25 protein-coding genes and 2 other annotated features are annotated in these 25,437 nt (G+C 40.3%); all 25 genes read right to left on the minus strand.

The annotated features are described in order from the left end of the window. Positions 1–59 precede the first annotated feature (59 nt). Entirely contained in the window at positions 60–3,620 is a 3,561-nt protein-coding gene (gene rpoB / locus JN080_RS20025; protein WP_256237749.1) for a DNA-directed RNA polymerase subunit beta, read from the minus strand. Positions 3,621–3,874: 254 nt separating this feature from the next. Further along, positions 3,875–4,474: a class I SAM-dependent methyltransferase gene (locus JN080_RS20030; protein WP_256237750.1), complete on the minus strand. Its 600-nt coding sequence runs from the start codon at positions 4,472–4,474 to the stop codon at positions 3,875–3,877. Between the two features lie 151 nt (positions 4,475–4,625). After that, the gene (gene rplL / locus JN080_RS20035; RefSeq protein WP_256237751.1) at positions 4,626–4,985 is read right to left on the minus strand and encodes a 50S ribosomal protein L7/L12; all 360 of its coding nucleotides are present in this window, start codon (positions 4,983–4,985) and stop codon (positions 4,626–4,628) included. A gap of 105 nt (positions 4,986–5,090) precedes the next feature. After that, a complete protein-coding gene (rplJ, locus tag JN080_RS20040; protein WP_256237752.1) occupies positions 5,091–5,591 on the minus strand; it encodes a 50S ribosomal protein L10 in 501 nt (166 codons plus the stop codon). A 33-nt stretch (positions 5,592–5,624) separates the two neighbouring features. Next, positions 5,625–5,771: a sequence feature (ribosomal protein L10 leader region), on the minus strand. A gap of 51 nt (positions 5,772–5,822) precedes the next feature. Continuing rightward, complete coding sequence (gene rplA / locus JN080_RS20045; RefSeq protein ID WP_256237753.1) at positions 5,823–6,521, minus strand: 50S ribosomal protein L1; 699 nt, start codon at positions 6,519–6,521, stop codon at positions 5,823–5,825. A 120-nt stretch (positions 6,522–6,641) separates the two neighbouring features. After that, entirely contained in the window at positions 6,642–7,067 is a 426-nt protein-coding gene (gene rplK, locus JN080_RS20050; RefSeq protein WP_256237754.1) for a 50S ribosomal protein L11, read from the minus strand. Positions 7,068–7,279: 212 nt separating this feature from the next. Next, complete coding sequence (nusG, locus tag JN080_RS20055; RefSeq protein ID WP_256237755.1) at positions 7,280–7,816, minus strand: transcription termination/antitermination protein NusG; 537 nt, start codon at positions 7,814–7,816, stop codon at positions 7,280–7,282. 429 nt (positions 7,817–8,245) lie between these two features. Beyond that, complete coding sequence (secE, locus tag JN080_RS20060; protein WP_256237756.1) at positions 8,246–8,428, minus strand: preprotein translocase subunit SecE; 183 nt, start codon at positions 8,426–8,428, stop codon at positions 8,246–8,248. Between the two features lie 43 nt (positions 8,429–8,471). Then, a complete protein-coding gene (gene rpmG, locus JN080_RS20065; RefSeq protein WP_256237757.1) occupies positions 8,472–8,618 on the minus strand; it encodes a 50S ribosomal protein L33 in 147 nt (48 codons plus the stop codon). Between the two features lie 115 nt (positions 8,619–8,733). Next, complete coding sequence (gene sigH, locus JN080_RS20070; protein WP_256237758.1) at positions 8,734–9,378, minus strand: RNA polymerase sporulation sigma factor SigH; 645 nt, start codon at positions 9,376–9,378, stop codon at positions 8,734–8,736. A 76-nt stretch (positions 9,379–9,454) separates the two neighbouring features. After that, on the minus strand, positions 9,455–9,964 hold the full coding sequence (locus tag JN080_RS20075; protein ID WP_256237759.1) for an NYN domain-containing protein: 510 nt from the start codon (positions 9,962–9,964) through the stop codon (positions 9,455–9,457). A gap of 2 nt (positions 9,965–9,966) precedes the next feature. After that, positions 9,967–10,728 (minus strand): 23S rRNA (guanosine(2251)-2'-O)-methyltransferase RlmB, encoded by a 762-nt coding sequence (gene rlmB, locus JN080_RS20080; protein WP_256237760.1) that lies wholly within the window; start codon positions 10,726–10,728, stop codon positions 9,967–9,969. A gap of 2 nt (positions 10,729–10,730) precedes the next feature. Further along, the gene (locus tag JN080_RS20085; protein ID WP_256237761.1) at positions 10,731–11,150 is read right to left on the minus strand and encodes a Mini-ribonuclease 3; all 420 of its coding nucleotides are present in this window, start codon (positions 11,148–11,150) and stop codon (positions 10,731–10,733) included. 4 nt (positions 11,151–11,154) lie between these two features. Beyond that, positions 11,155–12,552, minus strand: a complete 1,398-nt coding sequence (gene cysS / locus JN080_RS20090) for a cysteine--tRNA ligase (protein WP_256237762.1) — start codon at positions 12,550–12,552, stop codon at positions 11,155–11,157. After that, positions 12,549–13,202, minus strand: coding sequence for a serine O-acetyltransferase (cysE, locus tag JN080_RS20095; RefSeq protein WP_256237763.1), 654 nt, complete (start codon positions 13,200–13,202; stop codon positions 12,549–12,551). Before cysE ends, cysS begins: the two co-directional genes overlap by 4 nt. Before the next feature lie 225 nt (positions 13,203–13,427). Further along, positions 13,428–13,648, minus strand: a binding site (T-box leader). A gap of 45 nt (positions 13,649–13,693) precedes the next feature. Beyond that, on the minus strand, positions 13,694–15,151 hold the full coding sequence (gene gltX / locus JN080_RS20100; protein WP_256237764.1) for a glutamate--tRNA ligase: 1,458 nt from the start codon (positions 15,149–15,151) through the stop codon (positions 13,694–13,696). A 260-nt stretch (positions 15,152–15,411) separates the two neighbouring features. Beyond that, complete coding sequence (gene ispF, locus JN080_RS20105) at positions 15,412–15,900, minus strand: 2-C-methyl-D-erythritol 2,4-cyclodiphosphate synthase (protein WP_256237765.1); 489 nt, start codon at positions 15,898–15,900, stop codon at positions 15,412–15,414. A gap of 36 nt (positions 15,901–15,936) precedes the next feature. After that, positions 15,937–16,623 carry a 2-C-methyl-D-erythritol 4-phosphate cytidylyltransferase gene (gene ispD, locus JN080_RS20110; protein ID WP_256237766.1) on the minus strand — a complete coding sequence of 229 codons (687 nt, stop codon included), beginning with the start codon at positions 16,621–16,623 and terminating at the stop codon, positions 15,937–15,939. 49 nt (positions 16,624–16,672) lie between these two features. Then, the gene (locus JN080_RS20115) at positions 16,673–17,761 is read right to left on the minus strand and encodes a PIN/TRAM domain-containing protein (RefSeq protein WP_256237767.1); all 1,089 of its coding nucleotides are present in this window, start codon (positions 17,759–17,761) and stop codon (positions 16,673–16,675) included. Between the two features lie 212 nt (positions 17,762–17,973). Further along, on the minus strand, positions 17,974–19,047 hold the full coding sequence (gene disA, locus JN080_RS20120) for a DNA integrity scanning diadenylate cyclase DisA (RefSeq protein WP_256237768.1): 1,074 nt from the start codon (positions 19,045–19,047) through the stop codon (positions 17,974–17,976). Further along, positions 19,037–20,434: a DNA repair protein RadA gene (gene radA / locus JN080_RS20125; protein WP_256237769.1), complete on the minus strand. Its 1,398-nt coding sequence runs from the start codon at positions 20,432–20,434 to the stop codon at positions 19,037–19,039. Before radA ends, disA begins: the two co-directional genes overlap by 11 nt. A gap of 107 nt (positions 20,435–20,541) precedes the next feature. Next, complete coding sequence (gene clpC / locus JN080_RS20130; protein WP_256237770.1) at positions 20,542–22,986, minus strand: ATP-dependent protease ATP-binding subunit ClpC; 2,445 nt, start codon at positions 22,984–22,986, stop codon at positions 20,542–20,544. 2 nt (positions 22,987–22,988) lie between these two features. Continuing rightward, positions 22,989–24,071, minus strand: coding sequence for a protein-arginine kinase McsB (mcsB, locus tag JN080_RS20135; RefSeq protein ID WP_256237771.1), 1,083 nt, complete (start codon positions 24,069–24,071; stop codon positions 22,989–22,991). A gap of 1 nt (position 24,072) precedes the next feature. Next, the gene (gene mcsA / locus JN080_RS20140; RefSeq protein WP_256237772.1) at positions 24,073–24,621 is read right to left on the minus strand and encodes a protein-arginine kinase activator protein McsA; all 549 of its coding nucleotides are present in this window, start codon (positions 24,619–24,621) and stop codon (positions 24,073–24,075) included. A 21-nt stretch (positions 24,622–24,642) separates the two neighbouring features. Continuing rightward, positions 24,643–25,104: a CtsR family transcriptional regulator gene (locus JN080_RS20145; RefSeq protein WP_256237773.1), complete on the minus strand. Its 462-nt coding sequence runs from the start codon at positions 25,102–25,104 to the stop codon at positions 24,643–24,645. Positions 25,105–25,437: the final 333 nt, after the last annotated feature.

A 25,437-nucleotide genomic window follows, 5' to 3' on the forward strand; every position in this document is an offset into this window, starting at 1 on the left:
TCTTAGCCTTCTGATTGATTTGGCTTAGTCCCCGAGGGGCTGTGCGCAGCAGCTAAAATTTACTCTTTTGTACCAACCTTTTCTGATTCAAGGTTATGTGATTCTGGAGCAATGTTTAATGTGTCGACTTGCTGCAACTCTTCTTCATCATCCAAGTCACGCATTTCGATTTCTTCTTCATCGCCGGACAAGATCTTCACATCCAACCCAAGACTTTGGAGTTCTTTAATTAAAACCTTGAATGATTCAGGAACACCTGGTTCCGGAACATTTTCACCTTTTACAATTGCTTCATATGTTTTAACACGACCAACAACGTCATCTGATTTAACAGTCAAGATTTCTTGAAGAGTATAGGCAGCTCCATATGCTTCAAGTGCCCAAACCTCCATCTCACCGAATCGTTGACCACCAAATTGAGCTTTACCGCCGAGTGGCTGCTGTGTAACAAGTGAGTAAGGTCCAGTTGAACGAGCATGAAGCTTATCATCAACCATGTGTGCTAGTTTAATCATGTACATAACACCGACAGAAATACGATTATCAAACGGTTCACCAGTGCGGCCGTCATAAAGAATCGTTTTCGCATCACGCGCCATGCCAGCTTCTTCAATCGTAGCCCAAACATCTTCTTCACGCGCTCCATCAAATACTGGTGTTGCAACATGAATACCAAGTGCTCTTGCAGCCATACCAAGGTGGAGTTCCAATACCTGGCCAATGTTCATCCGTGATGGTACACCTAGTGGGTTTAACATAATATCGACTGGTGTGCCGTCTGGAAGAAATGGCATATCCTCTTCAGGTAAGATCCGGGAAATTACCCCTTTATTACCATGCCGTCCTGCCATTTTATCGCCTTGATGAATTTTACGTTTTTGAACAATATAAACGCGGACTAATTGATTTACGCCCGGTGGCAGTTCATCACCGTCTTCACGGTTAAATACTTTAACATCATGGACAATCCCGCCGCCGCCATGAGGAACACGAAGCGATGTATTACGTACTTCTCTGGCCTTTTCACCAAAGATAGCATGAAGGAGACGCTCTTCAGCTGTGAGCTCTGTTACACCTTTAGGGGTCACTTTACCAACAAGCAGATCCCCGTCTTTTACTTCCGCACCAATCCGGATAATTCCACGCTCATCAAGATTACGAAGAGCATCTTCACCCACGTTTGGAATATCTCGTGTAATTTCTTCAGGTCCGAGCTTTGTATCACGAGATTCTGATTCATATTCTTCAATATGGATCGATGTATATACATCATCTTTTACAAGACGTTCACTCATGATAATAGCATCCTCGTAGTTGTAACCATTCCATGTCATAAAGGCAACCAACACATTACGTCCTAGTGCAAGCTCACCTTTTTCCATTGAAGGTCCGTCACCAAGGACTTCACCTTTAACAACTCTGTCGCCAACACTTACGATTGGACGCTGATTATAACAGGTCCCCTGGTTTGAACGAACAAATTTTAACATTTTATATTTGTCGAGATCACCTTTTACTTCTTGACCATCGACTTCAATAATCTGACGCACCCAAACCTCACGAGCTTCAACATGTTCAACAATACCCGGACGTTTACAAATAACAGCAGCGCCAGAGTCTTTTGCCGATACATATTCCATACCCGTACCAACGCGTGGTGCTTCTGGTTCCATTAATGGAACTGCTTGTCGTTGCATGTTTGCACCCATCAACGCACGGTTTGAGTCATCATTTTCAAGGAACGGAATACAAGCTGTTGCAGCCGAAACGACTTGCTTTGGCGAAACATCCATATAGTCAATGCGTTCACGTCTTACAACAGTGTTTTCGCCACGGAAACGGGCAACTACATCTTCGTCAAGGAATGAACCGTCCTCATCAAGACGGGAGTTTGCTTGTGCAACAACATAGTTATCTTCCTCATCAGCAGTTAAATAATCGATCCGTTCTGTCACTTTACCAGTTTCAGGATCGATCCGACGATAAGGAGTCTCAATAAAACCGAAACGGTTAACTTTTGCATAAGATGATAATGAATTTATCAACCCAATGTTCGGACCTTCTGGTGTTTCAATTGGACACATCCGGCCGTAGTGTGAATAGTGAACGTCACGCACTTCCATTCCAGCGCGTTCACGTGTTAATCCACCCGGTCCTAATGCAGATAAACGACGCTTGTGAGTTAACTCGGCAAGCGGATTTGTCTGATCCATAAATTGGGATAACTGCGAGCTACCAAAGAATTCTTTGATTGAAGCAATAACAGGACGGATATTAATTAATTGCTGTGGTGTAATGGTTGCTGTGTCTTGAATCGACATTCTTTCACGAACAACACGTTCCATCCGTGATAAACCGATCCGGAATTGATTTTGCAGCAATTCACCTACAGAACGCAAACGTCTGTTTCCCAAATGGTCGATATCATCTGTATCACCAACACCATGTAGTAAGTCAAAGAAATAACTGATTGATGCAATAATATCAGCATGGGTTATATTTTTTATTGGCTCAGGAACATATGCGTTCCCGATTACATTAATGACTTTTTCATTCTCATCATTTGGAGCGTAGATTTTTATATTTTGTAAAACAATATCTTCATCTACGACGCCTCCAGCTGGATGGTAACTAGCAAAATTAATATTTTTTTCAAGTGCAGGTAAAATTCGATCCAAATTACGACGATCAAGGATTGTTCCTTTTTCAGCAATAATCTCCCCTGTTTCAGGATCAACAAGCGATTCAGCCAGACGCTGATTAAATAAGCGATTTTTTATATGAAGCTTTTTATTGATCTTGTATCGACCAACACTAGCTAAATCATAGCGTTTTGGGTCAAAAAATCTGGAAACCAATAAACTTTTCGCATTATCAACCGTTGGCGGTTCACCCGGGCGCAGACGCTCATAGATTTCAAGTAGCGCTTTTTCTACACTTTCGGTGTTATCCTTTTCCAGCGTGTTCCGAAGATACTCGTTATCCCCAATCAGTTCTATGATTTCTTGATCAGATCCGAAACCAAGAGAACGCAAAAGAACCGTAACGGGCAGTTTCCGAGTACGATCGATTCTGACATATACGACGTCTTTGGCGTCTGTTTCATATTCAAGCCAAGCGCCGCGGTTCGGAATCACAGTAGCAGTAAATCCTCTTTTTCCGTTCTTATCTAGTTTTCCACTGAAATAAACACTTGGGGAACGTACTAACTGAGAAACAATAACACGTTCTGCACCATTAATGACAAACGTACCTGTTTCCGTCATAAGTGGGAAATCACCCATAAAGACGTCCTGGTCTTTTACTTCACCGGTTTCTTTGTTCACAAGACGCACTTTTACTCTTAACGGTGCGGAATATGTAACGTCCCGTTCTTTTGATTCCTCAACTGAATACTTTGGTTCGCCAAGGCTGTAATCAATAAATTCTAGAGATAGGTTACCAGTAAAGTCCTCAATTGGTGAAATGTCCTGGAACATCTCACGCAAACCTTCATCAAGAAACCATTGATATGAAGAGGTTTGAATTTCAATTAGATTTGGTAATTCTAAAACTTCACTGATTCGTGCGTAACTCCTGCGTTGGCGGTGTCGTCCATACTGAACAAGTTGACCTGTCAACTGATTCACCCCTCAAATCAAGCGTATTAAGTAAATCTATTGCGTCCTTTGGAAGGAATATTTATCCCCTTCATAGGACAAAAAGAAAAAGGGTTTTTTAACTCAAAAACCACATTTTCACATTCTGACTATTATTTTGTCATCTTTTCCTTATTATACCTATTTTATACCTTTATTATAGCTATAAAGGAATAATTCGGAAATTAATATCTTGGCATTTTATAATAATAACACAGCGAAAACATTGAGTCAAATTATTTCACTGATTTTATGATAAAATAGCCTTTTTCCTTATCAACCGTTTCCACTTTAGAAAACATTTCTTTAAGTTTTTCAAGTGCAGAGGGTGCGCCCTGCTTCTTTTGAATTACAACCCATAATTCACCATTTTGTTTAAGATGTTCATAGCTTTGTTCAAAAATCTCGTGAACTACCTTCTTTCCCGCTCTAATAGGAGGATTTGTTAGGATCGCCGCGAAGTCTTTGTCCGCTATATTTAAAAGTCGGTCACTCTCGTAAATCTTTACATTTGAAACATGATTTTGTTCGGCATTTTCCTTCGCCAGCTGAATTGCACGTTCATTCACATCTATCAAATGTACAGAGCGATGTTGATCCATTTTCGCAACGGAAAGACCAATCGGCCCGTAGCCGCAGCCTACATCTAAAAGCGGTCCCTCCAGCTCAGGTAGTTGAAAGGCTTCTATCAATAATCGCGAACCAAAATCAACTTCTCTTTTGGAAAAAACACCATTATCTGTTTTAAATCGAAAATGGAAACTTTTTAGAGTGAAGTCCCAATACTTTGGATCACTTTCCACCTTTTGTGTACGGGAATAATAGTGTTCTGACATAGATTCACCTCCGGAAGTGAGTAGAATATGAAGGAAAATTGAGGATTAACATATTTGGGTAAGCAAGGTTTCATCTTGCAATAATCATCATAGCTAAATTAGTATAGCCAAAAAAAAGCCCGCTTAAGCAGCGAGCCTTTTTGTATAGAAATTACTTAACTTCAACGTTAGCTCCAACTTCTTCAAGTTTAGCTTTAGCTGCTTCAGCATCTTCTTTAGAAACGCCTTCTTTAATAGCTTTTGGAGCGTTGTCTACAAGATCTTTTGCTTCTTTAAGTCCAAGGCCTGTAAGTTCACGAACAACCTTGATAACTTTAATTTTTTGGTCGCCAGCGCTAGCTAGGACTACGTCAAACTCAGTTTGCTCTTCAACAGCAGCAACAGCTACGCCACCCATTGCTACAGGAGCAGCAGCAGTTACGCCGAATTCTTCTTCGATTGCTTTTACTAGATCGTTAAGTTCTAAAACAGTCATATTTTTAACTGCTTCAATGATTTGTTCTTTAGTCATGGTTAATTTCCTCCTTAATTATGGTTCGGTTTATTCTAAATTGCGATTTAATCGCCCAGCTCCAGGCCATATGTCAATAACCAGGTGCTTCGATTTTCCGTTAACTTACGCGCCTTGTTCTTCTTTTTGGTCTGCAACAGCTTTTGCAGCAAGAGCAAGATTGCGAATTGGTGCTTGCAGTACGCTGAGTAGCATAGAAAGTAAGCCTTCGCGTGAAGGTAGTTCAGCAAGAGCTTTAACCTCTTCAACGGATGCGATGTTACCTTCGATTACACCTGCTTTTAATTCAAGTGCCTCGTGTTTTTTTGCAAAATCATTTAAGATTTTAGCTGGCGCTACAACATCCTCATTACTGAATGCAATGGCGTTTGGACCAGTTAAAGCTTCATTTAAACCCTTAAGTTCTGCAGCCTCTGCAGCACGGCGGGTCATTGAATTTTTGTAAACCTTAAAATCAATACCTGCTTCACGAAGCTGTTTACGAAGTTCAGTAACTTCAGCAACAGTTAGTCCACGATAGTCAACTACGATTGTAGATTTGCTTGCTTTAAATTTATCAGCAATTTCTTCTACGATTAGTTTCTTTTGTTCGATTGCACTGCTCATTCTTACACCTCCTGTAGATTCTCTACATTCATACCTAACAATTAAAAACCTCCATATCCGAACAGACATGGAGGCGGCATACAATAGTGTCAAACATTAAAGCAATTCTATCGCATTACCTCGGCAGGGAATTAAGCACTTTAAAGCACCTGCTGTCTACGGTACAAATGAGTATTTATTTAAACAACAAAATATATTCTATAAGATATATCTTTGTTTGTCAACAATCCATTATTTTACTGCAGCGGTTGAAGGGTCAATCTTCACGCCAGGTCCCATTGTTGAAGCAACTGTGACATTCTTCATGTAAGTTCCTTTTGCAGCTGAAGGTTTTACTTTAACCATTGTTTCGAAAATAGTGTTGAAGTTTTCAACAAGCTTCTGATCTTCAAACGAAGCTTTACCGATTGGCACACTGATATTCCCAGCTTTATCAACACGGTATTCTACTTTACCTGCTTTGATTTCATTAACAGCTCTAGTTACATCAAATGTAACTGTACCTGTTTTAGGGTTTGGCATTAAACCTTTAGGTCCTAATACACGTCCTAGTTTACCAACTTCACCCATCATATCAGGAGTAGCAACGATAACGTCGAAGTCAAACCAGCCTTGTTGGATTTTGTTGATGTATTCTGTATCGCCTACAAAATCAGCTCCAGCAGCTTCTGCTTCCTTCACCTTTTCACCCTTCGCGAAAACGAGTACGCGTTGAGTTTTACCAGTTCCATTTGGAAGAACGACAGCACCACGGATTTGTTGGTCAGCTTTCTTAGGGTCAACCCCAAGACGGAATGCAACTTCAATCGTTGCATCAAATTTAGCAGTGTTCGTTTTTTTCACTAACTCAATTGCTTCAGCAACTGGATAAGCCTTTGTACGATCAATAAGCTTTACAGCTTCTAGATACTTCTTACCTTTTTTAGCCATTTTAAGTTTTCCTCCTTGATTGTGGTTTTAACGGAATTACCTCTTACCTCCCACGAAAAAGGTTGCGAGTGTTATAGAACGTCGCAACCCTTCATTCAACAAAAACAGTTTTTACATGGATTAATCTTCAATAACGATTCCCATGCTGCGTGCAGTACCCTCAACCATTCGCATGGCTGCTTCAACGCTTGCAGCGTTAAGGTCGGGCATTTTTTGTTCCGCAATCTCGCGTACTGTATCACGCTTTACTGTTGCTACTTTATTACGGTTAGGCTGGCCTGAACCAGACTGAATTCCAGCTGCTACTTTTAAAAGAACTGCAGCGGGAGGAGTTTTCGTAATAAATGTAAATGAACGGTCTTCAAAAACCGTAATTTCAACAGGAATGATTAAACCAGCTTGATCTGCTGTACGTGCGTTAAATTCTTTACAGAATCCCATGATGTTAACACCGGCTTGACCTAATGCAGGACCAACTGGTGGTGCTGGGTTAGCTTTGCCAGCAGGAATTTGTAATTTAACAACTTTAATTACCTTTTTAGCCACGAGACACACCTCCTTAAAGTCCGTGATGTGGTAATAGGGATAAACCCTCCCACTCAACAATAGTCTTTATATAAAGATAAAGAACTTGACAAAATGTCTTGTCTCATTCCGAGACATACTGACCTATGAAATAGTAACATTTTTTAGGATTGATTTCAAGTTTTTTTCGTTTTGATAAATTATTTTTCTTTGTATCAGGTGTTTTTGCTTTTCTATTCCATTTTCTCAATCTGCGAAAAATCCAGTTCTACCGGGGTGTCACGACCGAACATATTGACCAAGACCTTGAGCTTCGCTTTGTCTTTATCCATCTCTTCAATCGTTCCAGTAAAGTTAGCAAACGGACCTGCTTTAACCTTTACAGTTTCGCCCATTTCATAGTTCGCATCAAACCGTTTTTCTTCTACTCCCATATGCTTCAGAATAGAGCCTACTTCTTCATTAAGCAGCGGCGTCGGCTTTGAGCCGGAACCAGCGGAGCCAACAAATCCGGTAACACCAGGTGTGTTCCTCACTACATACCACGAATCGTCTGTCATTACTAATTCCACCAACACGTAGCCTGGGAAGACCTTTCTTTTCACTACTTTTTTCTTTCCATTTTTGATCTCTGTTTCTTCTTCTTCAGGAACTATGACACGGAAAATCTTATCAGCCATCCCCATTGATTCCACACGTTTTTCCAGGTTGGCCTTTACTTTATTCTCATAACCTGAGTAAGTATGGACAACGTACCAGTTTTTTTCCATTCAGTAGGACTAATTCGTCCGTCCCTCCCTATTTTTAATAATATAAAAGTATAACAGTTTAAACTTTGGGAATTGTCTAGCTTCGACGCACAGGACGTGCTAGTGCCGACGTTGCCGCCAGGAGGGCGGCGCTTTTAGTCGGCCAGCGCCCAGCGACTAGTGTACCTCGCCCACCTCCCTATGATAAGTCAACATCGAATCGCTTACGCTCTTCGTGTTTCCTTTATCTCAGTCGGTGTGCTCCAGCCCATACGGACTTGCATAGGATGTGCTGACGTCGACGTTCGCCACAGGACGTGGCGGTTTTTAGTCGACGTTCCTTAGTTCGGGCGCTTCGCTTTTATTTTTAGGCAAATGAAAAAACCCGTTAAACGGGCTTTACATAAAATTTCCTCTTATATTGTTCATTATACCATGAAACCCTAATTGTTATTCAAGAATTAACCGAATCAATTTGGAAATTCCAAAATCGATAACCTCAAAAAACAGAGCAAAAAAGATAACAGTTGATAAAACAGTAATTGTATACCGAGTCAGTTCCTTACGTTTTGGCCAGCTGACCTTCCTCATTTCACGAACAATATCGCTGAAAAACTTTGTAATGCGATGCATGTTGTAACCTCCAACTATGAATAGCTATCTATATCTATTAAAATTACTTTGTTTCGCGGTGGACAGTATGCGTTCCACACGTTTTACAAAACTTCTTTAATTCCAATCGCTCAGTCTGGTCAGCCTTTTCAGGGTATGAATAGTTCCTTGATCCACAATCAGTACAAGCTAGAATCGTTTTTTTACTCATCAATTAACACCTACTATTGCCTACGTTTATATCCTTAAAAATGTAACATGGCCCCTATTTAATGTCAATAACCCCTGGGAGTGTATTAATTGATCAGACAAAAACCAAAGCGTTTTTAAAGTGAGAATTCGCGGATTTCCAAATATCTTTCTAGTTTTCTTTTAACACGCTGGAGGGCATTATCAATCGACTTCACATGCCGGTTAAGTTCTTCAGATATTTCTTGGTACGATTGCCCCTCTAAGTAAAGAGAAAGCACTTTACGCTCTAAGTCACTTAATAACTCTGTCATTTTCACTTCAATATTATCAAACTCTTCCTGATTAATAATCAATTCCTCAGGATCGAGCACCTTTGCTCCCGATAAAATATCCATTAAAGTTCGATCGGATTCTTCGTCATAAATAGGCTTGTCCAAAGAAACATATGAATTTAACGGAATATGCTTTTGCCTTGTTGCAGTTTTAATGGCTGTGATAATCTGCCTTGTAATGCATAACTCAGCAAATGCCTTAAACGATGTAAGTTTTTCTTCACGAAAATCACGGATTGCCTTGTATAGACCAATCATTCCTTCTTGAACGATATCCTCTTTATCAGCACCAATTAAAAAATAGGATCTTGCTTTTGCCCGGACAAAATTCCGATATTTATGAATCAAATAATCTAACGCTTCGCTTTCTCCGTTGTGAACCAATTCAACGATCTGTTCGTCATCCAGCGACATTAATCTTGTATCATTTGTTGATATGAAGTCCATACTTTCAAGGGTCCCCTCCCGCCGAACAAGCATAGTTAGAATTATTATACAGTAGAAATTTTTAAATGGTCAATGCTCATTTCTCACCTCTGCGCCATTTTTCAAAAATTTCTGCCACTTCATTGCTAATTGGAATCTTTGAAGCGGGTTTGTTTTCTTGGATATTCTTAACGTTTTTTTCGATCCTTTTTTCTATTTGTTGCACTTCAGTTAACAGCTCGCGAGCAGAAATCCGTAACGCTCCTTGACCGAAAATTGCCCATTGCTCCGTATAATCAGAAGTTGCCACATGGATTTGGGTTTTGCGATTACTTAATTGAATAGCCAATTTTTCAATTCGTTCATCCGCTGTTTCATTTTCCTTTGTAAAAATAACTTCAACCTTATGGCTTTTAAGCTTTTTTTCGGTTCCTTGCACAATGTAGGCATCAAAAACGACAATCACACGGTACCCTGAATAGGCTTGTAATTCTGCCATTTTTTCAATTAAGAGATCACGGGCAGCAGCTAAATCTTTATCCCTTAAGGCCTTTAACTCTGGCCAGGCACCAATAATGTTATAGCCATCAACAATTAGAATGTCCATTGCTATCCCTCAAGCGGGTAACGTTTCCGATATACCTCATACATTAGCAATGAAGCGGCCACGGAGGCATTTAAGGAGGTTACCTTCCCAGCCATCGGAAGCTTGATTAAAAAGTCACATTTATCTCTGATCAGCCTGCCCATACCTTTCCCTTCACTGCCAATCACAAGTCCCAAAGGAAGAGTCCCATCAAAACGGCGATAATCTTCTGTCCCGCTCGCATCCGTTCCGACAATCCATACACCAAGCTCCTTTAATTGATCAATTGTTCTTGCCATATTCGTTACGCGAACAACGGGTATATATTCAATTGCTCCAGTTGATGCTTTAGCGACAGTAGCCGTTAAACCAACGGCTCTTCGTTTCGGGATAATAATTCCGTGCGCCCCAACAGCATCAGCCGTTCTCATAATCGAGCCAAGGTTATGCGGGTCCTCAATTTCATCTAATAGGAGGAAAAATGGTGGCTCCTCTCTCTTTTTGGCGGCGGCAAATAAATCATCCAGCTCAGCATATTGGTAAGCAGCAACATAAGCAAGGACGCCTTGATGGTTTCCATCCGTTATTAGGTCAAGCTTCTTTTTGGGGACAAATTGAACAATCACATTTCCTTCCCTTGCCAGTTGAGTAATTTGCTGCATTTGGCCGCGCTGTGAACCTTCCGCAATCAAAATCTTATTAATATCTCGATTGGATTTAAGAGCCTCGATGATTGGATTCTTCCCAATGATATATTCCTGTTCCTGTTCCTGTTCCTGATTCATCACTACACTCCTCTCAACTTTTCTTCTACATATGAAAATGCCTGCTCGATAAGTTCTTCTAATCGATCATTATTGCCAAGCAAGTACAGATAACCCATTAATGCTTCAAAAGCTGTACTATAATGATATGTTTGCACATCCGTGTTTTTTGGAACCGTTGCAGATTTAGCATTTCTGCCGCGCATAACAACTGCCACTTCTTCTTTAGTTAAGCAGTCATTATCTAGCATTTTAAAAAGAATTGAACACTGTGCTTTAGCCGAAACATATCTTGTTCCTTCGCGGTGTAAGTGATTCGGTTTTACTTGCCCACTTTGAATGAGGTGGCGTCTTACATAGACCTCAAAGATTGCATCCCCCATATAGGCAAGAGCCAAGCTATTCAATTGTTTTGGGTCCACATTATTTTCATAATGGAGCATCGATTTAGCCTCTCTTCCATCTTGTTCCTTGCGGTGTATCTTCTAAAATAATATGCAACTCTTTCAACTGGTCTCTTATTTGATCGGATAGCTGAAAGTTTCGGTCCTTACGAGCTTGATTTCGCTTTTCAATCAATGCATCAATGTCCGCATCCAGCATTGCTTCTTTTTTAAATGTTAGACCTAAAACATGTGAGAGGTCTTCAAATTCTGTTACAAAAGCATCAATTACCGCAACGGCTGTATTTTTTTCCATTAAATAGTAGTTAGCAAGCTTAGAAAGCTCAAACAAAACTGAAACAGCATTTGCCGTATTAAAGTCATCATCCATTTCTTGGATAAACTGCTCTTTTAATTCGGCTATTTTATCAAGCCATTCCTGATTGTTTTCCGTTAAATCTGTGCTGGCTTCTCGGCGGTGCTTTAAGTTGTGATAGGATGTTGTTAATCTTTCCAATGCGGCCTTTGTACTCTCCAACAATTCTTCACTATAATTAATTGGATTCCGATAATGCACAGAGAGCATAAAAAACCGTAAAACTTGTGGATCATGCTTTTTAATAATGTCATGGACAAGGACAAAGTTCCCTAACGATTTGGACATCTTTTCATTATCAATATTAATATAACCATTGTGCATCCAATAGTTTGCGAATGTTTTACCTGAAAGTGCTTCGGATTGAGCAATCTCATTTTCATGATGTGGGAAGGCTAAATCCTGCCCTCCAGCATGAATATCGATCGTTTCACCTAGATATTTTTTCGCCATAGCAGAGCACTCAATGTGCCAGCCTGGTCGGCCAACTCCCCAAGGACTTTCCCAATAGATTTCTCCTTCCTTTGCAGCCTTCCATAATGCAAAGTCTAGATCGTCTTGTTTCTTTTCCCCTACTTCAATCCTAGCGCCAATTTGCAGATCATCAACGGATTGATGGGAAAGCTTTCCGTAGCCATTGAATTTTCTGGTCCGGAAATAAACATCTCCCTCTGATTCATAAGCGTATCCTTTTTCAATCAATTTACTGATGAATTCAATAATAATTTCCATGTTTTCCATAACCCGCGGATGCACGTCTGCCTTCTTGCATCCTAGGGCAGTAACGTCTTCAAAATAGGCCTCGACAAAACGGTTGGCGATCGTTGGAACATCCGCTCCAAGCTCTTTTGCCGCCCGAATAAGCTTATCGTCTACATCTGTAAAGTTTGAGACATATTTAACATCATAACCCCGATATTCAAAGTAACGACGGACTGTGTCAAATACAATCGCAGGCCTTGCATTTCCAATATGAATATAGTTATAGACCGTTGGTCCGCAAACATACATTTTTACTTTTCCTTCTTCGATTGGAACAAATACTTCCTTTTTACGAGTTAACGTATTATATACTTGGATGGTCATTTTACTTTAACCCCTTCTTCTTTTACCTTCTCCAGCGCCTGTCTAAGTTGGCAAATTTCCATTTCCATCTCTTTAAGTCGATCAGCAACTGGATCTGGTAAATTACTATGATTAAAATCCTTGCCTATTTTTCTTCCATCTTGAACAACAACTCTTCCAGGTACCCCAACAACAGTTGAATTGGGTGGAACTTCCCTTAGAACAACGGACCCTCCGCCTATTTTGGAATTTTCTCCAATCGTAATCGACCCCAACACCTTTGCCCCAGTTGAAATCAGGACATTATCCTTTATCGTCGGATGTCGTTTACCTTTTTCTTTACCGGTTCCTCCTAATGTAACCCCTTGATAGAGGGTAACATTATCTCCAATTTCACATGTCTCACCAATGACTACTCCCATTCCGTGGTCGATGAAAAGGCGCCTGCCGATTATGGCTCCTGGATGGATTTCGATTCCCGTAAAAAAGCGGCTTGTTTGGGAAATGACCCGGGCAAGAAAATAATATTTCCGTTTATAAAGAGCATGTGCAAATCGGTGCGACCATATGGCATGGAGACCGGAGTAGGTCAAAATAACTTCTAAATAACTTCGTGCAGCCGGATCCTGCTCGAAAATAACATCAACATCCTCCTTTAACCTTCTAAACATTCCCCTTCTCCCCCTTTTTATCGTTATCTTGAACTTTAATCACTGTCTAGCTCCAACCGCCCAGCGCCTAGTGGACTTCACCCACCTCCCTACGATAAGTCAAGCACGAATGCGCTTACGCTCTTCGTGTTTCCTTTATCTCAGTCGGTGTGCTCCAGTCCCCAGTCCATACGGCACTAATCGGGCGCTTCCGCTTTTCTAATAAAAAAGCGTCTCTGTCATATAGACAGAGACGCTTAAGGCGCGGTTCCACTCTGTTTAGACCATTATCTGGTCTCAACTTTATCCTTTTAACGGAAGGCTCCGCCCAAGTCTACATGAATATTCACTTCGAAATGGGACTCAGAGGTGCACTTCTAAAAACGAGGGGCTTGAACCACTTTCAGCCGATGGCGGTTCTCTCTTTAAAGCATCATTTTTATACTTTTCCTCTTCAACATTTTTACATTATAAATTTCTTTCTTATACTATATTATATTTTTGGAATAATGTTAACCTAAAATTTTTTGAAGACGGGCTTGAACCTTTTCTCTTCCTAACAGTTCAATAGCTTGGTTAAGGTCCGGTCCGTGCGTTTGCCCCGTTACAGCAGAACGAATTGGCATGAATAAGTTCTTTCCCTTTTGTCCAGTCACTTTCTGGACAGCTTTTATAGCAGCCTTAACTTTCTCAGCTGTAAATTCTTCCAACCCGGCAATTTCCTCACTAAATGCCTGCAAAACCTGGGGAACTGTCTCTCCTGTAAGGACTTCCTTGGCTTCTTGCTCATATTCTGCTTCATCCTGGAAAAACATATCCGTAAGCTCAACAATTTCCGCTCCAAAGCTCATTTTTTCCTGGAATAGCGCAATAAGTTTCGTTGCCCATTCTCGTTCGGCTTCGTTCATGTCAACGTTAAGACGACCGGCTTTAATAAGATGTGGTAAGGAAATTCCGACAACCTTTTCAAGGTCTGCCTTTTTCACATATTGGTTATTCATCCATTCCAGCTTTTGCTTATCAAAAACTGCGGGTGATTTTGAGAGACGGTTGGCATCAAAAACCTTAATAAACTCCTCTTTCGAAAAGATTTCTTCCTCCCCGCCGGGCGACCAGCCAAGTAATGCGATAAAGTTAAATAATGCTTCAGGTAAATAGCCTAAGCCTTCGTACTGCTCCATAAATTGGATAATAGATTCATCACGTTTGCTAAGTTTCTTGTGGTTTTCATTGACAATCAATGTCATATGCCCAAAAATAGGAGGTTCCCAACCCAGCGCATCATAGACCATCAACTGCTTCGGTGTATTCGAGATATGATCATCTCCGCGAAGCACATGAGAGATTTTCATTAGATAATCATCAATTGCTACGGCAAAATTATAGGTTGGTATTCCGTCCTTTTTAATCATGACCCAATCACCGAAGCCGTCAGATTCAAACGAAACAGAACCTTTCACCATATCATTAAATGAGTATACTTTACCTGCAGGCACTTTTATGCGAATACTTGGTTTGCGGCCTTCCTTTTCAAGTTCTGCACGCTGTTCTTCAGTCAAATGACGGCATTTGCCAGAATAATGGGGTGTTTCACCCCTTGCTACTTGCGCATCATGTTCAACAGCTAGTTCTTCTTCTGTACAATAGCATTTGTAGGCTTTGCCTTCTTCTAAAAGCCGTGAATAAAATTTTTGATAAATATCATTTCGTTCAGATTGACGATAAGGACCGTATTCACCACCGACATCGACACCTTCATCCCAATCCATTCCGAGCCATTTTAAATATTTTATTTGACTTTGCTCGCCGCCCTCGATATTTCTTTTTTGATCGGTATCTTCAATCCGAAGGATGAATTTTCCTCCCAGATTTCGTGCAAATAAATAGTTGAACAATGCTGTTCGGGCATTTCCAATATGTAAGTGTCCGGTTGGACTTGGAGCATACCTTACTCGAACTTCACTTGACATCAATATTGCCTCCTACCAAAAAAGCAAACAGCCCCCCACCTGGATCGCAACTGCTTTTGTCCTTTGCGCAGGTGCCCAATTGCTTTCTGACTCTATATTTTTATATTTTTATTTAGCTATCAGGAAAGAACAACAAGTTTCTACTTTCCTGTCTACTGCAAGTAAAAACTACGCATCTGCCATTGCCCTTTGGGCCGCCAATCAGCAAGTTTTCTTTTTATCCTGTTTCATTTTACCATTGCTCTATGAGGCTTTAAAGCTTAATCATTTTGATTTGCCTTTTTTAGCAAGACAACCGCCTGAGCGGCAATCCCTTCGCCTCTTCCGGTAAAGCCTAATTTTTCCGTTGTTGTTGCTTTTACATTGATTTGCTCCGGCGCTCCTTCTAACAGCTCGGCAATTCGTTGTTTCATTTGGTCGATATACGGTGCCATTTTTGGCCTTTGGGCAATAATCGTACAATCTGCATTTCCCAGCACATATCCTTGTTCTTTAACCAAATTCCAAACATACTCTAGAAGCATTGCTGAATTAGCATCTTTAAAAGCAGGGTCGGTATCAGGAAAATGCTTTCCAATATCTCCTGCACCAATGGCACCTAGACAAGCATCGGCTACGGTATGCAGTAAAACATCCGCATCTGAATGACCTAATAGACCTTGTTCATAGGGAATAGAAATCCCCCCGATAATTAGTGGACGCCCTGGTGTTAATTGATGTACATCAAAGCCCTGTCCAATTCGAAACATGTCCGCAACTCCTTCTTTGTTCAACTCCAACTTTTCTTACAAATTAACGTTTTTTCTTAGAATAGCCTCAGCAAAAAATAGATCTTCCGGAGTAGTCAATTTGATATTATCATAATCTCCTTCAACCATCGTAACAGAATTTCCTAGACGTTCTACTAAGCTTGCGTCATCTGTCCCAATGAAATGGTCTTCTTCCGCTTTTTGATAAGCTTTTAGTAACAAAGAAAAGCGAAAAGCTTGTGGAGTTTGAACAATCCACAAGCTGGACCTTTCGACCGTTTCCTGAACAACACCGTTATGAACCTTTTTCATGGTGTCTTTAGCAGGAACCCCAATGATCGCTGCATCCGTTTTTTTCGCAGTTTCAACAAGAAGGTGAATCTGCTCTTGCTTAATAAAAGGACGGGCGGCATCATGAACAAGGATCATACGATTTCCATCAACTGTTTGAAGTGCATGATAAATGCTATCTTGACGTTCCTTCCCTCCAGGAACTAATCTTTTCACCTTGGATATTTTGAAATTATGAAGCAGTAATCTAAATTCACTCTCATCGTGCGGATGAATAGCTAAAATAATTCCGTCACACTTTTCATCGTTTTCAAATACCAATAACGTATGAATTAAGATTGGAATTCGATTAAGCTCAATTAAAAGTTTATTTTTCCCTGCCTCCATTCTTTTCCCTTGGCCAGCAGCAGGGATAATGACCTGGTAAGTCATAGTAAAACCCCAATCTGATCTTCTATCTCCTCGTTAAGCATTATCTATATTATAGTGCTTTTTCCAAAAGTTTTGGTTTAGCAAAAATCATTCGCCCTGCAGATGTTTGCAGGACACTTGTGACCAGCACATCGATTCGCTTCCCGATATATTCTCTTCCTTCTTCCACCACAATCATGGTTCCATCATCCAAATAAGCGACACCCTGATGATATTCTTTTCCATCCTTAATAACTTGAACATTTAATTCTTCGCCAGGTAAAACAACTGGCTTAACAGCATTTGCCAAGTCATTAATATTTAAAACAGTGACTTTTTGCAGCTCACATACTTTATTTAAATTAAAATCATTCGTAACTAAAATACCATTTGTTAATTTCGCTAACTTGACGAGTTTGCTGTCTACTTCTTGAATTTCATCAAAATCGCCCTCATAAATTTCCACCTTAATCGCGAGCTCTTTTTGAATCCGATTTAAAATATCAAGACCTCTTCGTCCCCGATTCCGTTTAAGGACATCGGATGAATCTGCAATATGCTGCAGCTCCCCCAAGACAAATTGTGGAATCACAATAGTTCCCTCTAAAAATCCCGTTTGGCAAATATCAGCAACACGCCCATCAATAATGACACTTGTATCTAAAATTTTCAACGAACGGCTGGCAGCTTTTTCGCTTTCTTCTTCACCAGGTTTTTTCTTACTCATTCGATTGGTAAACAAATTCAACAGCTCATCCCGTTTCTTAAAACCAACCTGAAACCCAAGGTAGCCAAATACTAGGGTTAATAAAATAGGCGCAAGTGTATTTAGAAGTGGGACTTTAATAGCATTTAAAGGTAACCCTATTAAAAAAGCTACCAATAGCCCGGAGATTAACCCGACACTTCCAAACAAAATATCTGTTACAGGAACCTTTATCAGTGAATCTTCTGCCCACCCAATAAATCCGTTGACATAATCCACTGCCCAAAAAGTAATAAGATAAAATATAATTGCACCTAAAATAGCTGAAACATAAGAGTTATTGATGATCGGATTGTCACTTAGTTTTAATATTGATAATAAATCAGGAATTAACAGTATACCAAGTGTTCCCCCGGTTATTAGGAAACAAGCTTGAACGATACGTTTTAACATTCCTTCACCTCCTTCTATTCATTATAAACATATTCATAAAATTGAAACGTAAGGAAATAGATATTTTTTTGATTTGTAACACCTTTGAAATATATTGCACTTATTGGGGAACAAGTTGAGGAATTTAAAGGCCCTGCAAAGCCTGTATCTCAAGGGTAGCATCCAGATAAATAGTGTGTCAAACAAATGGAACTATTTCCCTTAATTCCTTTTTACAAATGACGTTCTGTATGGAGACGCTCTTTGATCAGCTTAAATCCCTCTTTTATTTTCCGGGCCCTAACCTCCCCTATTCCTTCCACCTCATCTAACTCTTCCACTGAAGCAGCAATAATTTTTGGAAGGCCCCCAAAGCTGTTTATTAGGTTTTCAATAATTACAAGTGGTAGGCGGGGGATTTTATGAAGAATCCGATAACCGCGTGGGCACTTAAATTCATCAAGGTGAACATAACCTTGATAACCCAATGCCTTCAACAAATTTGCATCCTCTATCGGGTCAATACTGACCATGCCTTGCAGGCGCATAAGAACCTCCCGGGCCTTTACCTCCCGTTCAAACGCATAATCTTTAATAATCAGTAGAGCCGTTTCCTCTAACTCGGTTAAAATTTCATTCAACTGTAAACGAATCAATCTTCCTTCTGTCCCTAGTTCACTTAAATAAGTCAATAACTCTTTTTTAATTTTTAATACCATTTCAAAGCGACGCAGCACCTGAAGAAAGTCACTGTATGTAACGGATTCCTCAAACTCTAAAACACTTAGATTTACAACACTTTGTTCAAAAACAACCTTGTATTTTTCGAGTGTTTGAATAGCTTGGTTTGCTTTTGTTAACATAACAGCAATATCGTTTAGCGCATAGCGAAAGTTCCCTTGATATAAGGTAATAATATTCCTTCTTTGTGAAATAGCGATGACAAGCGCTTTTGTTTGTTTGGCCACTCTTTCAGCTGTCCGATGACGCATCCCTGTTTCAGTTGAATGGACAGCCGGATCTGGAGCAAGATGGGCATTCGCAAATAATATTTTATTCCCTAGTTCATTTAAAATGATCGCTCCGTCCATTTTCGCCAATTCATATAAATAGCTGGGCGTTAAAGAACAGTTGATTTCAAAACCACCATCTACGATACTTTTCACTTTTTCATTGTAGCCAACGACAATAAGCCCACCTGTATTTGCCCGCAGCACATTATCAATACCATCACGAATGGGGGTGCCAGGGGCGATAAACTTTAGCACATCGATTATCGTTTGCTCACTTAACCTTTTAATCTCCATTGACTCCCCCCCCCAACGCTGCCTTCAATGCCTCACTAACCGATGCAACACCAATCAATTCAATGCCATTAGGTCCCTTCCAGCCCCCTAAATTGTTGGCGGGTAAAATTACCCGTTCAAATCCGAGCTTGGCCGCTTCCTGAACACGTTGTTCAATCCTTGAAACCCTTCTTACTTCTCCGGTCAGACCTACCTCTCCAATGATGCAGTCTGTCGGTTTTGTTGGCTTGTCCCGAAAGCTTGAAGCTATGCTGACTGCAATGGCAAGATCAATCGCTGGCTCATCCAGCTTTACTCCTCCGGCTACTTTTAAATAGGCATCTTGGTTTTGTAAAAGCATACCAACCCGCTTCTCTAATACTGCCATAAGCAATGGTACTCTGTTATGATCAATGCCTGTAGCCATTCTTCTTGGGTTCCCAAAGCTTGTTGGTGAAATTAACGCTTGAATTTCTACTAAAACAGGCCGTGTTCCTTCCATTGAGGCAACAACAGTGGAGCCCGCAGCACCCCTAGATCTTTCTTCAAGAAAAATTTCTGATGGATTTTTGACTTCCTCAAGACCCATTTCTTTCATTTCAAATATTCCCATTTCATTTGTAGAACCAAACCGGTTTTTTACTGCCCTTAATATTCGGTATGTATGATGTCTTTCCCCCTCAAAATAAAGAACAGTATCCACCATATGTTCAAGAAGTCTTGGTCCTGCGATTGAGCCTTCTTTTGTAACGTGCCCAACAATAAAAACAGCAATCCCCTTTGTTTTTCCAATTCTCATTAATTCCGCCGTACACTCCCGAACCTGTGAAACACTTCCTGGAGCAGAAGTTACATCTGGGTGAAAGATTGTTTGAATCGAGTCAATAATTACAAAATCAGGATTCGTACCTTCAATTGTCCGATTAATTTCCTCTAGATTTGTTTCCGCATATACAAGAAGATTGGGCGAGGAAACTCCTAATCTGTCGGCACGAAGCTTTGTCTGCCTTATTGATTCTTCCCCCGAAACATATAAAACCTGGTTGCCTTTGTGAGCAAGCTGGGAAGAAACCTGCAATAAAAGAGTTGATTTTCCAATTCCCGGGTCACCTCCAATTAAAACGAGGGATCCTCTTACCACGCCACCGCCAAGGACCCGATTAAGTTCATTTAGATCAGTTAGAATCCGCGGTTCACTTTCCGTTTCAATTGAAGTGATTGGTGTCGGCTTCGCCGCAATCATCGAACCTCCCTGCGAATGAGCAAACGCTCCTCTTCTTGATGCACCAGTAACCTCAATCTCTTCGACCATTTTATTCCATACTCCGCAACCTGGACATTTTCCCATCCATTTAGGAGACTCATACCCGCATTCCTGGCAGATAAATTTTGTTTTTCTTTTCGACACTAAATAGCCTCCCTTGCTGACTGCCCTTTACATGAAAAATAGAGGTACACGATGAGCAATATTTACGTGTACCTCCTTATTGGTCCTTACTTAAATTCGATCGTGGTCTATTTAGCTAAGCTTGTATTTTCTGCCGTTCTAACTTTAAATTCATCATTTTCTACATCAATTACAACATGCTGTCCTGTTAGTAATGTACCCTTGAGTAATTCCTCCGAAAGTCGATCTTCAATATGTTTTTGAATCGCACGACGGAGCGGGCGGGCACCATATTCAGGATCATAGCCTTCTTTCGCAATTTTTTCTTTTGCGGCCTCAGTTAATTCTAAGGAAATATCCTGTTCCTTTAAGCGTTTTATTAATTGGTCAGACAATAACGTAACAATCTCCTGAAGTTGCTTTTTCTCCAACGCATGGAAGACAATAATTTCATCTATACGGTTTAAGAACTCCGGACGGAAGGCCTTTTTCAACTCCGACATCACTTTGCCCTTCATATCTTTGTAATCTTGGTCAGCGCTGTCTTGAATGTTAAAGCCAACATACTTGTTCCGCTTTAACGCCTCGGCACCAACATTCGAAGTCATGATTAAAACTGTATTGCGGAAGTCAACTGTTCTTCCTTTAGAATCAGTTAAACGCCCATCCTCAAGCACCTGCAGCAATATATTGAATACATCTGGATGTGCCTTTTCAATTTCATCAAGCAGGATGACGGAATAAGGCTTTCTGCGAACTTTTTCCGTTAATTGTCCGCCTTCTTCATAACCAACATAACCAGGAGGTGAACCAACAAGACGCGATGTGGAATGCTTTTCCATATACTCGGACATATCAATCCGGATCATTGCTTCTTCATCACCAAACATTGCTTCAGCAAGGGCACGGGCCAATTCTGTTTTCCCTACCCCTGTTGGTCCTAGGAATACAAACGAACCAATCGGACGTTTTGGATCCTTTAAGCCAGCACGGGCACGGCGGACAGCCTTTGAAACTGCCTTGACAGCTTCCTCCTGACCAATAACACGTGAGTGAAGGATATCTTCGAGATGCAGGAGTTTCTCCGTTTCTGTTTCAGCAAGCTTGGAGACAGGAATACCCGTCCAACTAGAAACAACACTAGCAATATCCTCAACTGTAACTTCGCTGTTTTCTTTGCCTTGTTTTTCCTTCCAGTTTTTCTTCGTTTCCTCAAGCTGTTCACGTAGACGCTGCTCTGTATCCCTTAATGAGGCAGCCTTTTCAAATTCTTGGCTTTGTACAGAAGCATCCTTTTCTTTTCTTACTCCCTCAAGCTTAATTTCTAATTCCTTTAAATTAGGCGGTGTTGTATAAGAACGAAGCCGTACCTTTGAACCTGCTTCATCAATCAAATCAATGGCTTTATCCGGCAAGAATCGATCGGAAATATATCGATCAGACATCTTAACAGCTGCTTCAATGGCTTCATCGATTATTGAAACGCGATGATGTGCTTCATAACGATCCCTTAAGCCTTTTAAAATCTGAATTGACTCATCGAGTGTTGGTTCATCAACACGAATTGGCTGGAAGCGTCTTTCTAAAGCAGCATCTTTTTCGATATACTTACGATACTCATCTAGGGTAGTTGCCCCAATACACTGCAGCTCTCCTCTGGCTAGGGAAGGTTTTAAGATATTCGATGCATCAATGGCACCTTCTGCACCTCCAGCTCCTATCAATGTATGAAGCTCATCAATGAATAAAATAATATTTCCAGCCTGCCTTATCTCATCCATTACTTTCTTTAAGCGATCCTCAAATTCGCCGCGATACTTTGTACCTGCTACTACAGTTCCCATATCAAGCGTCATTACGCGTTTATCACGGAGAATCTCAGGAACTTCATTATGAACAATTTGCTGGGCGAGTCCTTCAGCTATAGCTGTTTTACCTACACCTGGTTCGCCAATTAGCACTGGGTTATTTTTCGTGCGGCGGCTAAGGACTTCAATCACACGTTGAATTTCCTTACTGCGTCCAATAACTGGATCAAGCGTGCCTTCTCTTGCAATTGCTGTTAAATCTCTTGCTAGGCTGTCAAGCGTAGGAGTGTTTGCATTGGCTGATGCTCCACCTTGATGTCCGCTCGATTCATTGCTGCCTAATAATTGAAGGACCTGCTGACGTGCCTTATTAAGACTGACACCAAGATTATTTAATACTCTTGCTGCAACTCCTTCCCCCTCACGGATAAGGCCAAGCAGAATATGCTCTGTCCCAACATAAGAATGTCCAAGTTTACGGGCCTCATCCATCGATAGCTCAATGACTTTTTTTGCTCTTGGAGTATAATGAATTGTTTGCGTCGACTCTTGACCTTTTCCAATTAAGTTTTCAACTTCTTGTTGGATTTTTTCTGCACCTAAACCAAGCCCAAATAGAGCTTTTGCTGCAATTCCTTCACCTTCGCGAACTAAACCAAGTAAAATGTGCTCGGTTCCAATATTATTATGTCCTATGCGTATTGCTTCCTCTTGTGCTAAAGCCAAAACCTTTTGTGCCCTTTCAGTAAAACGGCCAAACATCATCGTTATTCCTCCTCACCTTTTTTCTTCTCCATTTTTAATCGTTCCCTTATAAGGGTTGCTCTTCTCATATCCCGTTCATTAGCCCTTAATGGGCCTCCGGCATAAAGCTGTAAAAAGCCTGGCTGCGTTAAAATCATTAACTCATTTAAAATATTTTTTGAAATATTTTTAATATAATTCATATCTATTCCTAGCCGAACATCTGATAAGCATCGTGCTGCTTCTTTCGTTTCAATGATGCGACTATTCGCCAAAATTCCATATGAACGAAACACCCTGTCTTCTAATTGTATGTTAGAAGTCTTTCGCAATGCTTCTCTAGCTGACCTTTCTTGGGAAATTAGCTGACTTACCACACCCTTCAAATCTTCAACGATATCGTTTTCTGACTTTCCAAGTGTAATTTGATTAGAAATTTGAAAAAGGTTTCCTAATGCTTCGCTCCCTTCCCCGTAAATACCTCTTACAACCAAGCCTAATTGGTTAATCGCCGGAATTATTCGATTTATTTGCTGTGTTAATATTAGCCCTGGTATATGCATCATTACGGAGGCACGAAGACCCGTCCCTACATTAGTAGGGCAGCTTGTCAAATATCCATGCTTTTCAGCAAATGCATATTGGATATTACTTTCAAGCCAGTCATCAATTTCATTGGCTGCGTAAAGTGCCTCTGATAATTGCAAACCTGGAAATAAGCATTGAATCCGAATATGATCTTCCTCATTGATCATAATACTGACTTCTTCGTTTTCTGTTAACAAGCAAGCACCAAATGGTGATTCTTCCGCGAGATGCGGGCTAATCAAATGCTTTTCAACCAATACCCTTTTTTGAAGCGGCTGTAATTCATCTATTTTTAATAATTCCATTGATCCAAATTTATTGAATCCGGAGGTATGGATAATATCCTCCATCTTCAAAACAATCTCCTTTGCTTCATCAGGTGAGAACAAAGAAGGAAACTTATAATCTTCAAAATTTCGAGCTAAACGAATTCGGGAACTTAGGACAATATCAGAATCAGGCCCCTCTTTGCTCATCCAAGTGCTGATTGCATTATTCAAAAACTGTTCTAGTGACACGTTATTTCCCTCCCTCTTGGTTTTCCGTTAGTTCTTTTTCAAGGGAACGAATTTCGTCTCGAATGATCGCTGCTTTTTCAAACTCTTCCTGAATAATAGAAGCTCTTAGCTCATTTTTTAAGTCTTCCAGTCTTTTTCTTAAATGAATTCCTCCACCGCTTCGCTTTGGAATCTTCCCATTATGGGTCCAATTTCCGCTGTGAAGCCGTTTAAGTACTGGCTTCAACTGATCCTTAAAAGTATCATAGCAATGAGAACAACCAAAGCGTCCTGTCTTTACAAATTGGGGAAATGTCATCCCGCACCTTTCACATTGAAGGATTTCTTCCTGCTGGAATGCGCTTTTGTTTTGCTGCTTAAAGGAAGAATCGATGTTTAGAAGTCCAGCTAATAAGTTATTGAAAGTAAAACCCGATTCCCCGCTGAACATAAACATTTCGCCTTTTTCTTGTGCACACTTTTCACAAAGATGTACTTCTGTTTTTTCACCATTGATAATTTTTGTGAAATGCAGTGTCGCTGGCCTTTGATTACATTCTTGGCAAATCATAACCTCACCTCTCCTGCTGCTTTATTTATATCTTAGAGTTGTTAACATTGCTTTTAGCATTCGTGAACGCAATTCATCTCGGTAGGGCAGGTCAAGATATAATACCGACCGATCGATAACACTTAACATAATCTTTGCTTCCCTATTGGTAATTATTTCCTCCTCAACAAGTCTATATATAATATCTTCGCCACTTGATTGACTTATCCTGTTTTGTAAAAGTGACAATAAATGGTCAATTAGGTGTGCGGCATCATTGGAATGAACTTTTGTAATCCTGATATATCCCCCTCCGCCACGTTTACTTTCAACAATATATCCTCTTTCAATTGTGAACCTTGTATTAATAACATAATTAATCTGTGATGGTACACATTGAAATTTGTCAGCAACTTCACTGCGCTTTATCTCGACAAGATCTTCTTCGCTCAATTCTAATACATGTTTTAAGTAACTTTCTATTATATCGGAGATGTTTCTCATCCAACCACCCCCCCTATCTGACTTTGACTATATTTGACATAAATTATACATGAAGTATATGTAAAGTTGCAACGATATGATACTGTAATATTTTCCCCAAATCTCGCCATTGTAAAACATTTTTCGCTTTATTAAATTGTTGAGATTTAGTTAGAAAGAGATCAGATGTATTTCTTTATTTTGTTTCTTACAGATTCTCACGCGAGGATATCCGTCTACTTCCATATTTTATCCGTATTATTTCTTCTTTTATCCGTATTTTGAATCTGAACCTTCTAAAGTACCTACTTTTTAACATACAAAAAGGACAACCCTAATCAGGTTGTCCTTAAA

The organism is Bacillus sp. EB600 (assembly GCF_024494385.1).
GTDB lineage: Bacteria > Bacillota > Bacilli > Bacillales > Cytobacillaceae > JAEVLT01.